At 44.2% G+C, this 13,801-nt stretch carries 11 protein-coding genes and 1 riboswitch; of the genes, 8 read left to right on the top strand and 3 right to left on the bottom strand.

What is annotated here, in order from left to right; translation table 11 throughout:
• Positions 1-673: 673 nt before the first annotated feature.
• From rpiA to GLV98_RS09045, 5 genes are all read left to right on the top strand, one after another.
• Positions 674-1,372 (top strand): ribose 5-phosphate isomerase A, encoded by a 699-nt coding sequence (rpiA, locus tag GLV98_RS09065; RefSeq protein WP_160914214.1) that lies wholly within the window; start codon positions 674-676, stop codon positions 1,370-1,372.
• 82 nt (positions 1,373-1,454) lie between these two features.
• Positions 1,455-2,981 (top strand): RQC-minor-2 family DNA-binding protein, encoded by a 1,527-nt coding sequence (locus GLV98_RS09060; RefSeq protein WP_160914212.1) that lies wholly within the window; start codon positions 1,455-1,457, stop codon positions 2,979-2,981.
• A 422-nt stretch (positions 2,982-3,403) separates the two neighbouring features.
• Complete coding sequence (locus GLV98_RS09055; protein ID WP_160914210.1) at positions 3,404-4,048, top strand: DUF4166 domain-containing protein; 645 nt, start codon at positions 3,404-3,406, stop codon at positions 4,046-4,048.
• Between the two features lie 13 nt (positions 4,049-4,061).
• Complete coding sequence (gene kynA, locus GLV98_RS09050) at positions 4,062-4,898, top strand: tryptophan 2,3-dioxygenase (protein WP_160914208.1); 837 nt, start codon at positions 4,062-4,064, stop codon at positions 4,896-4,898.
• A gap of 800 nt (positions 4,899-5,698) precedes the next feature.
• Positions 5,699-7,078 (top strand): polysaccharide deacetylase family protein, encoded by a 1,380-nt coding sequence (locus GLV98_RS09045; RefSeq protein WP_160914205.1) that lies wholly within the window; start codon positions 5,699-5,701, stop codon positions 7,076-7,078.
• Between the two features lie 49 nt (positions 7,079-7,127).
• Here the strand turns inward: GLV98_RS09045 and metX are convergent, their stop codons facing one another.
• Positions 7,128-8,180: a homoserine O-acetyltransferase MetX gene (gene metX / locus GLV98_RS09040; protein ID WP_160914203.1), complete on the bottom strand. Its 1,053-nt coding sequence runs from the start codon at positions 8,178-8,180 to the stop codon at positions 7,128-7,130.
• A 23-nt stretch (positions 8,181-8,203) separates the two neighbouring features.
• On the bottom strand, positions 8,204-9,898 hold the full coding sequence (locus GLV98_RS09035; protein ID WP_160914201.1) for an O-acetylhomoserine aminocarboxypropyltransferase/cysteine synthase family protein: 1,695 nt from the start codon (positions 9,896-9,898) through the stop codon (positions 8,204-8,206).
• Between the two features lie 108 nt (positions 9,899-10,006).
• Positions 10,007-10,117: riboswitch (SAM riboswitch) on the bottom strand.
• A 136-nt stretch (positions 10,118-10,253) separates the two neighbouring features.
• Here GLV98_RS09035 and GLV98_RS09030 point away from each other — a divergent pair.
• From GLV98_RS09030 to GLV98_RS09020, 3 genes are all read left to right on the top strand, one after another.
• A complete protein-coding gene (locus GLV98_RS09030) occupies positions 10,254-10,451 on the top strand; it encodes a DUF2188 domain-containing protein (RefSeq protein WP_146815073.1) in 198 nt (65 codons plus the stop codon).
• A 691-nt stretch (positions 10,452-11,142) separates the two neighbouring features.
• Positions 11,143-12,363, top strand: coding sequence for an NAD(P)/FAD-dependent oxidoreductase (locus tag GLV98_RS09025; protein WP_160914199.1), 1,221 nt, complete (start codon positions 11,143-11,145; stop codon positions 12,361-12,363).
• 35 nt (positions 12,364-12,398) lie between these two features.
• The gene (locus GLV98_RS09020; RefSeq protein ID WP_160914197.1) at positions 12,399-12,854 is read left to right on the top strand and encodes a hypothetical protein; all 456 of its coding nucleotides are present in this window, start codon (positions 12,399-12,401) and stop codon (positions 12,852-12,854) included.
• Positions 12,855-12,914: 60 nt separating this feature from the next.
• On the opposite strand, the gene GLV98_RS09015 is transcribed toward GLV98_RS09020, so the two are convergent.
• Positions 12,915-13,760: a TetR/AcrR family transcriptional regulator gene (locus GLV98_RS09015; RefSeq protein ID WP_160914195.1), complete on the bottom strand. Its 846-nt coding sequence runs from the start codon at positions 13,758-13,760 to the stop codon at positions 12,915-12,917.
• Positions 13,761-13,801 lie beyond the last annotated feature (41 nt).

Genomic DNA, 13,801 nt, shown 5'->3' with positions numbered 1-13,801 from the left:
TCTCCCACGGGAGTCTCGCAGCTTCCCATCCACCCCTTTAGATGTAAAGGAGAAACGGACGCCTTTACCGGGGAGAGTGTCTTCCACTCCCATGGTATTATATGCGTAAAACGCTATATAGCAAGCTTTACGCACCTGAAATAGTCACCGTTGTAGTTAGTTATTCTTTTGTTTTTACTAGGATAAAAGCTGCTTATTTTAAATGTAGTTTCGAGACACTTATATGGTAAAGGGGCGGAGGGAAACGGTGAGACTCCTATGGGACGTGTGGGACAGGTGAGACCCCGGAAGGCGTAGCCTGAGGAGGCTCACCGCCCGCCCCATGGAAAGCGAACCTTTTCCCAAAGCCCCTAGAACCTCACAATTGTCTCGAAACTGAGTCTTCAAGAATAGGGAGCTTTTATGGAGGAGTATGTTATTGATTTAGTGTGACGAGTATGATGGCTGAGATGAGGATGAGATAGAAGATGAACAACTTCCAGTACACTCGTTTCAATTCCATCCCCTTCTTTCTAGAAAAATGGATTACCTTATATTTATGTGAAGAATACGTTAAGAATGACAAAGTTTTGGCGTTGAGAGGAGAAGAGGCTTCTTGATCTGATACACTTTCTTTACCACCCATGCTTGTTTTCCAAGTCATTCGGGAATACCAAAGAAAGAGGTGATACCTGTGAAATGGAAGAATAATCTCGCTGAACAGCCAGTGTGGTCAGGGGAGATATCAAATCGTGATCGAAAAGATGAAGTCGCTCAAAAAGTGAGCCGTTTTGTAAAAGATGGAGATGTCATTGGCATCGGGTCAGGTTCGACATCATTTCTTGCTCTCGAAAAGATTGCCGAAAGAGTCGCTGAGGATAGGCTGGAGATCCTGGCAATTCCTACTTCTAAAGAGGCAGAAATGAACTGTAGTTACTACGGCCTGACGATCACTTCCCTGCTAAACCATCAACCGGATTGGGGATTTGATGGGGCAGACGAGGTGGATGGGAAACAACGTCTCATCAAAGGAAGAGGGGGCGCTCTTTTTGCTGAAAAGCTTGTGATGGCAAGTGCGGCAAAGACGTATATTTTAGTAGATGAAAGCAAGCATGTCGAAAAGCTTGGGAAGAAGTTTGCGGTTCCATTAGAAGTGGATCCACGAGCAGTCCATCTTGTAGAAACAGCCCTTCAAACTTTTGATTGTGAACACGTGCAGCTGCGTATGGCGACAGCGAAGGACGGGCCGGTATTGACCGAGGCCGGCAATGTGCTGATGGATGTAAGGTTTGCTCATATACCCGATACGTTGGAAAAAGAGTTAAGTGCGATCCCGGGTGTCATAGAAACGGGGCTGTTCATTGGGTATTCCGTGGAAATTTTAACAGTATGACGCCCATTTTACTTATATTTATTGGTACATCGTAATACTTTTTCTATAATAGTAGTAAATCCTTATTCAAAGGGGAATCATTATGGGACTGCCAAACAGGATTGCTTACCAGGATCAACGATACCCGTATGTAGTACTTGCACCGATCGGAAAGAAGAACAAACAAATCCGGTCGATCGGACATAAAACTGAACGGGGGTTACTATCCAGGCTTAACGACGCAATCGTGGATCAAATCAACGACAAATCTCTTGATGTTGCGAAAATTCGCCCCTTCCTAGGGTTGTCAGGAAGAGCTGTCCTACCGGTTTCTTTTGAAAAAGAAGAGACGATTCATCCACATTTGTTGCGCCCAGAATTGTTTTTATGGAGGTCCTTGCCAGAAGATCATGGACTACCTTTAAAAGAAGAGTTTTTATATAGTACAGATTTTACTCAACTCTCCGCGGAACAACTTTATGAACACGTTGGGGAAGTACTTGAGGACTATCTGTTTTTATCACATATAAGTGAGAACGACCGCAAAGATTGGATTGATAGAATATCTGCTGCTTTTCACAATCATCCGATTGTACGATTGTTCCATGAAAAAAGGGACGTCATTGATGCGGTTGAGGTCATGAACCAATCCGCTCTCCTTTCTGTTCTTAATTACCCGGAAGATGTGGCTTATTGGCGTCATAGAGTCAGCATCGTTATGCGTCCTTTCCGCACTTTACCGGCAGATTGGTTGGAGGGGAGGGGAGAGAGCTGTTCACATACTAAATCTCTCACCTTTCTTTCGAAGGAGCGCTGCATCTGTTGTTCTTGTGAACGATGCGATTATACTCTGCATTATTATATCGATGAAGACAGGGTTGCTCTTGAAGAGGAATTCGATGTAGATCGAGCCACAAAGCGCGTCATGACCATTGAGAAACAGTTCAATGAGATCGCTGAACAAAACCAGCGCCTCCTTGATCAACTGATTCAGTTAAGGGGTTTGAAAAAACAGTTGACTGTCGCCAGGAAAACGCTCGATGAGAGTTTAGATCTTGTCAAACAGATTCAACGTTATCAACGTAAAGTAGAAGATATGGAAACGCACCCACTTCTCTACATGTACGATAAGTTAAATCGGAGTCGGATCCCGGACCGTACGTCTGAATCTGAGCTGATATGGCTTTCTGGAATTCAGCTCGACGACGTAAGAATGTTGAAAGAACTACGGGATTGGCAAAAAATTGTTCCAGAAAATGTATATCCGATGACAAGCCATGTTTTAGAAGAGTTGAAAAATAAGTTGAGTGAGGTTCGTTATGAAGAGGATGACATCATCATTACCGTCAAAGGGAGAACGCTGACGTATGCAGAAACTCAACAGGTGCTGGACTTGATCTATTATTACGGAACAGATTATCCAGCCCATACCTTGGTACAAGTGCTTGCTGGGAAAGCAACCAACAAGCTGAGGAAGCTTCATTTACACGAAACACGATGGTTTGGCATCCTCTCAAATTGGCCTGAAAAACATATTCAAAAACTTTTCAACCAGCTCGAAAAACAAGGATGGCTTATGAAACAACAAAAAGGCTACTCCATAAGTGACTACGCAGAAGAAGTCATGTAATTGTGTTTCTGCAGGGGGGAGGACGGGATGCACAAGTAAAGTCGTGGGCGGGTAGCCTTTACTGAATCTCAGAGCGGCTCATGTTACAAACGTCTGCACCCCTGGCACTCTTCGAATGAAATGCGGAAAACATTTTTATGGAACCATTGCTATTCCTCAAACACAAGCTTAAAGACCTGCTGAAAGGCAGGTCTTATTTCGTTGCATGTTTAATGGGAAGCGGTTACTTATGCTATAATGCCATTACATACATCAAAGAAAATAGGTTTCTAAATGAAACCATATTCTGATTTGAATCCATTCATACCTTTTTTATTTACCCAGTTTAAATATGGAACGTTACATAAATGGCACGGGGTAAATATTTGATAACCATCCACAAATAAAATTGGATGGCAGCCTGATTTAGGAGGAGTTTTTCCATGAAGTCGATTTTTTATCGAGCACTAGGTGAGCAATTCCATCATCTTCATCCCGAGCTTCAAAAGAAGTACGGTTTGACAAGTAAACAAAATCTAATGATTCTTGGGCAAGGGAGAATGACGGAGATCAGAGGGACTCATCCTTTACTGCGTCCTTTCCTTCAGGTGGGAACAAAAGATCACCTTGTCTTTGCAGAACGAGGAAAGGATGTCCCGTTCACCCTTGAGAATTATATTTATGTAGATGAAAGAGGACGTGAGACGATCAGCTGGATTCGGAGATTTTTCTTCCCTTACTCTATTCGGGGTTTTGATGCAGCGATGCGGTTTGATGAAGAGAAAGGTTGCATCGTGGATGATCTAGGAAAGACAGGACTCATCCAAACCGAGCTGGAGCTCCATGTCACAGCTGAAGGTGGACTATATATGGAGTCGAAAGCAATAAATGTGGATGGTCTTATGTCTATGGCCAATCCGACTACCAGCGTGTACGAACATTATGATGAAGAGGAACAAGCTTTTCGTGTCCATGTGCACGCAGAGCACCCTGTTTTAGGAACGCTTCTTATGTATGAGGGAACGGTACATACGGAATTCTTACCGATGACTTTTTCCAACATTCCTGAACGTGGCGTATTGGATTGAAGGAGGGACACCAGTGACCAATCATAAAAATGATAGCAACGAGAATATCCATACTGATTTTTCCAGCCGGATGACCTATGGTGAATACTTGAACTTGGATGAACTGCTTTCTGCGCAAAATCGTTTATCCTCTCATCATGATGAGATGCTTTTCATTATCATTCATCAAGTCAGTGAACTGTGGATGAAGCTGACTTTACACGAACTTCATGCAGCTATAGAAGCCATCAGAAAAGATCACATGCAGGCGGCTTTTAAGATGCTGGCGCGGGTATCGAGCATACAGAAACAGATCATCCAAGCGTGGGATGTCCTATCAACATTGACGCCTTCAGAATATATGGAGTTCCGTGATCACCTAGGACAAGCTTCCGGCTTCCAATCCTATCAGTACAGAATGATTGAATTTGCACTGGGTTATAAAACCCCTCACGTGTTAAAAATATACGAAAAAGATCCCGATCTACACCATCGACTTGAATCGGCTTATCGTGCACCAAGCCTTTACGATGCTGCCATTGAGAAGTTATCGGATTCCGGTTTTCCGATTTCAGAAAAATTGTTGGACCGCGATTACACACAGCTGTATGAAAAAGACTCCAGCGTAGAAGCTGCCTGGACGAATGTCTATAAAGATGTGGAACAATACTGGGATTTGTACCAATTAGGGGAGAAGCTTGTTGACATTGAAGACAGCCTCCAGCAATGGCGCTTCCGTCACATGAAAACCGTGGAACGGATCATCGGTCACAAAAAAGGTACAGGCGGCTCTTCAGGGGTCGGCTACTTAAAGAAAGTCCTCGATCACCGTTTCTTCCCCGAACTATGGGACGTCCGCACCAACATCTAGAACTTTCCTTATTGGAAAGTTCTTTTTTTATTTCGCTAAATGGCAGGATACTTGAAGACTCAGATTCGAGATGTTTTTCGGGTTCGTTGCTTTGGATGAGCGTCAGGGCTGGCTGGGAAGCTACTCGCTTTTCTGTGGGGGAGTCTCACAGCTTCCCAGCCAACCCGTTCGTCGTATGTGGGTAACGAACCCTTACACCGGGGGAGAATGTCTTCCACTATCCTGGTGTTATAAGCATAAAGCGCTCTATAACAGGCTTTATCATTCAGAATAGCGGTTGGAGAATCCATATTGCTTCACTTTCCTCAGGAGTAAAACCTTCTTTTTTCGGAAGTGGTTTCGAGAAGTTTATTTGGTAAAGGGGCGGAGGGGAATGGCGAGACTCCTATCTTAAGTGTGGAGGCGCCTCGTTCAGTGGCGTATGGACTGGACTGAGCTGGCGGAGATAAAGGAAACACGAAGAACGGAGTGATTCGATGTTGACTTATCGTACAGAAGCGAGGGAAGTCTTACTAGCCGCTAGGTGCCGGAACCGGATATCAAAGAGGAAAAAATGCATGGTGAGACCCCACAGGACGCCGTCCGAGGAGGCTCACCGCGCTCCCGCGGAAAGCGAGCTATTCCCCTCCGCCCCATCCATACAACAAATGTCTCGAAACTGAGTCTTCAAGTATAGGGAGCATTTCTGAAAGAGGACTTTGTTGAATTAATTTAATTTACTGAATATAACTTAGTGATTAAGTCATTGTTACATTTGTGTTACAATAGATTGTGTAACTATGAGATAAAGAGGGAAGAGCATGAGACAACCGATTATATATACCATTTTGTTTGTTTTGTTGACGGCGTCCGGCTGTTCTTTCATTGCAAATGCTAATGAAGAGTCGGGAGAGAAGACGGGTAATCAGGCGATGTATGACGTAAGTATAGAAACAGATATCAGTGAATTTGAAGAGTATCATATGACCGCACATTATCCACAAACACCGAATAACCAAATTGACCAAACCATTATAGATTACGTGAATCAGCAGAAAGCTTTGTTCAAACAAGAAAGCTATAAAAGTAAACAAAAAAGTGCTGGAAGCCAGTCGCATGAATTGCACATTGATTTTGAAGTGATTCATCAAAATGAACGTTTCTTTGTTGTGAGGTTTATAGAAACGATCGACCTTGGGAAAGACGGAGTCGTGACCAATCAAACCGTCATGAATTTCGATAAGAAGAAAGGCAAAGCCTTGTCGCTTGAAGAATTATTCAAGGAAGATATCTATTATGTCGATCGTCTTCACGATTGGACAAAAGAGAAAATGATAGATACAGGTGAAGAAAACTCGAAGCTTCTGGATAAGCTTGAGGCTAGACCTGAATTCTACGAAGATGTTGCTTTGACGGGGGAAGGTATCCTTGTTTTTATAGATGATTCAGCTAATGAGGAACCAATCCGTGTGATGATTGAGAGGGATAAAGTATCCAAACTGCTTCGTTCAGAATATACCGATGCCTTTAAAGAGGTGCCTGAAGAATTAGCTGAGCCCATATTAGAGGGGCAGGGAAGCGACGATCATTACAAGGACTTTTCTTTAGATAACCATTTACACGAAGGGAAAGAAGTGGCTTTAACCTTCGATGATGGCCCTCACCCTGAGGTGACCAGAAAAATCCTTGATGTACTAGACAAGTATGAAGCCAAAGCCTCTTTTTTCATGATTGGAAAACGGGTAGGTTACTATCCTGAAGTAGCTCGGGAAGTGAGTGAACGCGGGCACGAAATCGGTAACCATACGTGGAATCATGCTCGTTTGGGACGCTTGTCGGATGAGCGGGTCAATCAACAGATTTCATCTACTCAAACGATCCTGGAACAAGTGACCGGTCAGAAGGTGGATTTATTGAGATTGCCTTTTGGAAATCTGCCTTCTGCTAACTATCAAGAAGAAGGCTATGTAGTTCCGTGGACGATCTATTCCGAAAAGTGGGAAGAACTAAAACCGGATGCGGTGGCTGAAGATATTCTTTCAAAAGTAGAAGAAGATTCAATTGTTCTGCTTCATGATCTTCAACTTTCTACTGTGGAAACTGTAGATCTCTTATTGGAAAAGCTGTACGTTAAAGGGTATAAAGTAGTTCCTGTCAGTCATTTGATCAATAAACAAGAAAACCGTTCCGTTTTGAATTAAAAACGGAACGGTTTTTGTTTTTTATAGGTAGAAAAGCATCGCCAGGAAGTTAGGTTAGTTGTTCTTCCACCCATTTACCCCAACGGTCAAACTCTACGAGGAATCCATCATGACCGTAGTCGGTGGAAATGTGGTGATGCTTCCCTTTATTACAGGCTGTAGAGAATGGCTGGATCAAAGCTTCTGGATAAAGAAGGTCATGTTCGAAACTGAAAGTATGAACCTCTGCTTTGTATTGATTCGCTGCTTGAGGCCATCCGTTTCTCCCGCGTCCGATGTCATGGTTGTTCATCGCCTCAAGAAGGTAAAGATAGCTATTGGCATCAAACCGTTCTTTAATCTTATCGCCCTGGTAATCCAAATAAGATTGGATTTCATACGAGGTATCCGCGTGATAAGAACGGTCGAACCTTTTCTCAAATAAGGTGCTGCTTCGGTACGTGACCATCCCGGTCATGCGCGCAATTTCAAATCCCCTTAGGTCTTCATTTGAGTGGTAGTCTCCATTTCGGAAATGAGGGTCACTCTTTATGGCTCTGGCACCAATATGATTAAAAGCAATGCCGTAATCACTTAAGTAAGGTGTGGCTGCGAGAATGAATAATTTTTTCATGAAGTCAGGATAAAGAAGTCCCCATTCGTACGTCTGCATACCTCCAAGTGATCCGCCTGCGATCGCATGGACATGTGTGATGCCTAAGTGCTGTAAAGCTTCATATTGAGCGTGGACCATATCCCTAATCGTGACTTTGGGAAAGGTTTGACGGTATGGTTTGCCTGTGTCCGGGTTAATGCTCGCAGGGCCAGTGGATCCGTGACATCCACCTAGAACATTGAAGGTGATCACTTGATAGCGATTGGTATCGATTGGGCAGTCTTCGCCAATCAAACCGGCCCACCAGCCACGTTCATCCCTTGAACCGACGGCGAGCTGGTTGCCCGTTAATGCGTGGCATACGAGAATGACGGGAGCATTTGTCGGCCCGTATCTTTCGTAGGCAAGTTCGACATCCGAAAGCACTTCACCAGACTCGAAGGTGAAAGTGCCAATCGATATCGATTGATTGGTTCGTGGGTGGCTGGTGGGGTTTCTTAATGACATGCTTTTCATTCTCCTTTCTTTCACTAGACTGATACGAGGGAAGTGGAAAAATCTTTCCCTGACCGGATATTCACGACAGCTTCATAAAGGCTAACCCCGGAAATGATGGCTGCATCTTCGTGAGTGATTGGTTTTCTTGACCAGAGTAGTGTCGGCTTTATTTCTTTTGCTCTGTTCAAGACATCCTCATTCGCTTCTTCAACATAGACGATATCCCAGTTGACATTCGTTTCTTTTTGAAGGTCCTCAAGGTGAGAGAAGGTAAGAACTTCAAACCCTAACCTTTCCAATTTGTTTTGCTCCACAAGAAGAGTACTTGTGCCTACAATTCCGATCACTCTTTTTCTCAAGTCCCCGTTCGAACGGTCAAGGGATGAGGATAAAACAGGCTCTGCTACATGCTTGCTCTTACCATATGATTTCCTATATCCTGTGGCATGGAAGATGGCGTTGTCCAGGTCCTGAATTAAATCTTTTACAGACTCTAACCCGACAGACAAGCGGACAAGTTCTTCTGTTACACCAGATTTACTCAAGTTTTCGTCGCTTAATTGCTGGTGAGTCGTAGAGGCTGGATGGATGATTAAAGATTTGGCATCCCCGACATTGGCTACATGCGACCAGATTGTGCTTTGATCAATCAGTTTGCGACCTGCATCCCGTCCTCCTTTAATTCCAAAGACAACAATGGATCCATGGCCGTAGTGGAAGTATTTTTGCGCTAAAGAATAAGTTGGGTGGTCTTTCAATCCCGGGTAATTCACCCATTCAACACCATCGTGATGGTTTAAGTATTCAGCGATTTCTAATGCCTGATCCGCATGTGTTTTCACACGCAAGTGTAAAGTTTCCAGACCTTGCAAAAGTAAGAACGCGTTCTGTGGGCTTAGACAGGCACCAATATCTCGAAGCAGCTGTACGCGCAGTTTTATGGCAAAAGCGGCAGGGCCTACATCTACCCCGAATCGGATCCCGTTATAGCTTTCATCCGGTTCTGTGAACCCTGGGAATTTCTCATCATTCCAGTCAAAACGTCCACTGTCAACGACAACACCGCCAATGGCCGTTCCGTGTCCACCAATCCATTTCGTGGCAGAGTGCACAACGATATCTGCTCCCCAGTCGATGGGTCTGCACACATACGGAGTAGCGAATGTGTTATCGATGATGAAAGGAATATGGTGGTCATGCGCGACATCTGCGATGGCTTCAATGTCCAGTACATTCAAACTCGGGTTCCCGATGGTTTCGGCAAAAATCGCTTTTGTATGAGGAGTGATCGCCTTGGCGAATGATTCGGGATCCTCTCCTTCTACAAAATGGACATTGATTCCATAACGAGGGAGGGTGTGGACAAACAAATTGTAGGTCCCTCCATAAAGGTTCGTCGAAGTGACAATGTCATCTCCGGCTTTAGCGACATTCAGTATGGCCATCGTGATGGCCGACATGCCTGAGGCTGTCGCCACCGCCGCGGCACCGTCTTCAAGAAGGGCCATTCGTTGTTCGAATACATCGACGGTCGGGTTTCCAATGCGTGAATAAATATTGCCAGGTTCCGCAAGCGAAAAAAGATTTTGAGCATGTTCCGTATCATTGAAAACATACGATGTCGTCTGATAAATCGGGACAGCACGAGAACCTGTAGCGGGATCAGGCTCTTGGCCACCGTGAAGCAAATTCGTTTCAGGACCGAACGTATGGAATGGTAAAGTCATAGAAAAGTTCCTCCTCAGATTTTTTCTAGGTCATCCACTTTCTAGAAGAGAAAAACGAAAAAGCCCTCTTCTGTAAGTAAGAAGAGGGCTTTATGTATCTCATACCTCCCCTTATCTTTCAGATCATGTGATCTGTAGGATGTAGCACCTTTTCAAGGGTTTTCCTTGAAGGTTGCCGGGCGTCGTAGGGCCTAGTCCCTCTGCCGCTCTCGATAAGAGTTGTTTTTTATTCAATTTTTCTGACTTGTTTGAAATTATAAAGCCGTCCTTTCTCAATGTCAAACAATTTCGATACGTTTGAACCCTCCTTGCTGTGGGAATGGTTAATTAAGTCTATGAGATAGGAGTGAAGTTCATGAAACAATATAGTGTTGTACCTAATAAAGATGTAACCGGTTGGTTTGTAAAAATCGAGGATGTCGCTCCGACAGACCTTTATGATGAGCGTGATACTGCTGTTGCGAAAGCAGAGGAAATCGCAAAAGAAAACAAACCGAGTAAACTTCAAATCATGGATCAAAACCATGAAGTTGAAGAAGAACGCACCTACTAATCAAAACTCCCCATCGCGGGAGTTTTTTTATGTTCATAGATTGATTGGTTATTAAAGTAAATGGCAGTATTGTGTAAGACTCGATTTCGAGACTTTTGTTAAGTGGGTGGGGCGGAGGGGAATGACTCGCTTTCCGCGGGAGCGCGGTGAGCCTCCTCAGGCTAACGCCTTGCGGGGTCTCACCAAGCACTCTGTTCCCGCAGGAGTCTCGCCATTCCCCTCCGCCCCTTTGCCATGGAAGATTCTCGAAACCACTTCCGCAATAATCGGTATTTATGATTGAAAAAGCGAATCGTATAAACCGCTCCAGAGTACGTAAAGGCTTGATACAGAGCGCTTCATACTTCTATCGATGGGATAGTAGGGAGACAGTCCAACTTGGTATAGAGGTTCGTTTCTCCCTTACATGGAATGGGGTGGTTGGGGAGCTGCGAGACTCCCGTGGGAGAAGGAGATAGGCGAGATCCCGCAGGACGCAGTCCGAGGAAGCTCGGCGCTCCTCCACAGGAAAGCGAGTTGCTTCCCAGCCACCCCTAACTCTCAACCAGGCAACGAACCCCGGGAACATCTCGAAACTGAGTGTTCCACAATCGGAAGCTTATCTACAATAAAACCAACGTAGCTGCCTCTAGAGTTTTCATGGTGCTCCAGTTATGATGGAGGTAAACGATCCATGAAGGTGTGTGCTATCATGAATCATCATTATGATGTCATTATCGTCGGTGCACGAGTAGCCGGCGCAAGTTTAGCTATTATACTAGGAGAGATGGGGAAGAAGGTCCTCCTTGTTGATAAAGCCAGTTTTCCGAGTGATACATTATCCACCCATTTTATGTCCCACACAGGATTCTTAGAAAAATTAGGCGTGCTTGAGCAGCTCGAGGAGTCGGGTTTGAGAAAAGTAACGAGGATGAGGACCTATATCGGAAGCAGTTTCGTTGAAGGACCAAGGACGTCCTATACGATCATACCAAGAAGAGACAAGCTCGACTCCATGTTGATTGAACGAGCGCTTACTTTCCCATCCGTCCATTTCAAACCCGAAACATCGGCCAGAGAATTAATATGGGAAGAGGAGAAGGTCGTTGGCATCCATCTAATAGAAAAAGGGAACTCGCAAGATGTCTATGCTGATTTGATTGTTGGGGCAGACGGGAAGAACTCGAACATGGCTCATTGGACAGGGGCAGAGAAATATGAAGAAACGAAGCCATTACGCCCGGTCATTTATGGATACTTTGAAGGAATAGCCCCGTTACCAGAACCCGCCACAGAGATCTTCCTTCATGAAGGACGTATCGGCTTTGTGTTTCCGATGGAGCCTAACCGCGACTGCCTGGGCATAGAAATCCATCCAGAGGAATTCAAAACGATGATGAAGAATCCGGAAGAATCATTTAAACAAACGTTTGATCAAATGTATGGCATGAAAGAGCGAATGGAAGGTGCCCGGCTTCAAGGAAAGATGATTGGAACACCCGGTATGCCGAACTTCTTCCGGACGGCCTATGGGGATGGATGGGCATTAATCGGCGACGCGGGTCACAGCAAAGATCCCAGTACAGGTTTAGGAATCAATGATGCCTTTATGCAGTCATTCTTATTGGCCGATGCATGCTTGAAAATGGATGAAGGAATCTCCAAAGAAGAAGCATTGGAGGAATTTGCAAGGAAGAGAGACGAGCAGCTTCTCCCTGGTTTCCAAATGACGCTTCATTATATCCAGTCCTTAAGAAAATGGACAGATAATGAAGTAGCTCTGTTTCAAGCGATGGCAGCAAATCCAATGGTATGGAACAAACTTGTCCCGAATTTATCCCGTCATTTAAAAGACGATGCTGCTGATTTTCCTCTTCTTCATACAGCGATGGAAATGGAAGCGGAACAGTTTGGTTTTAAAAAGGAATCCTAGCAATAAAAGTCGAATGTAGTAATGAGGTGATCAAGGTGGAATGGACGAAAGAAACCGCATTTACAAAATTGCAGGAAATCTATAATGATAAAGTCATGCAAGATGAAAAACGGAGAGTCTTCCAACAAGTGCATAACCATTTGCAACAGCATCTCGATGATCTTGCGGTCCAATCGGGATTGAAGGAAAAAGCGCAGGAACAGCTGAAATTCTTTAAGGAATATACGTTCATGCCAGGAGACAACCTGTTTCAATCGATGCGCTACGTATTCTTAATTGCCCGGGGTGAAAAAGAAAGGGATCCGGAAGAGACACGCCAACATTTGAATCGGATCTACCGTTCGCTTTATCAGCCGGCAGGGCTTAAAAATCCTTATATTCCTGATTCCTTTTGGGAAACCCCGCTTGGTGTAGCTTGTTTAGTAGCAGAAGAGGGAGTAGACGCTGTCTATCCAATTCTCGATGAAGTACTAGAAGCAGAACGTGTATAATAAAAAAGCTCAGGCCGCGCCTGAGCTTTTGTTATATCCATAGGATGGTGAACGAATTTCTTATAATTGATAAAACTGTTTGATTCTAGCAATAGTTATGGTGAAATGGGAGGTGCCTTCGAGGTTTCCGATCATTCCTTTTAGAATCGCCGGGCGAGGCTGATCTCTCTTCATCTCTTCCGTCAGAACATGAACGGTATCTTTAATATCCTGGTTCCCTTCATGAGCTAGTTCCTCTAAACTCGATAGCAATTGCTCTTTTTCTTCTCCAGAGAAGTCAGTAGGTAGGAGCTGGTGCATCATTTCTCCGGTTATGACTGGTTGGTCACCACTCTTTTCAAATCCTTCGACAATGTAGTCTGTCCTACGTAACATCGCTTCCGCCAGGGACTCAAGGTCCAAATCAGCCCCTTCGATTATAATTAAATCCATATATCCTTTGAACATTCCCTGCAAAATTAGGCTTACCTCCCATAGGACTTCATTCACTCGATGTTGGTAGATGTTTTGCAAGTGACCTTTGTAGAAAAGGTAGGAATTCACCCGCATTTGGGTGAGAAACTCTTCGATATTTTCATTGAAGGGAATGGCTTGTTCCCGGATTTGCATGATAATGAATTCGCGGTGATCGGCTAGTTCTTCAAATGTGACTTGCAATTGTTTTTTGAACTTCGTGCGGTCATCAGCATGGAGCTTTTGAATTTCGTCAATACGCGTCTGGATCCGCTGATAATAATAATTGAATATGTTTAACAGCAAAGCATCTTTCGATTTGAAATGAAGGTAAAAAGCCCCTTTGGATATTCCGCATGCACTTGCGATTTCCTGCACGGAAGTAGAGCTGAATCCTTTTTTCGCAAATAGCTTGATGGACTGTTCGATAATATATATTGATTTTTGTTCCATGGTTGTCGCTCCTTCAAAATTGGAGAAGTTAATGATTTTTT

This window comes from Halobacillus litoralis, assembly GCF_009856415.1.
GTDB classification, from domain to species: domain Bacteria; phylum Bacillota; class Bacilli; order Bacillales; family Halobacillaceae; genus Halobacillus; species Halobacillus litoralis_C.
Note: the sequence above shows the minus strand (reverse complement) of the source record. Positions and strands in the feature narration are given on the sequence as shown.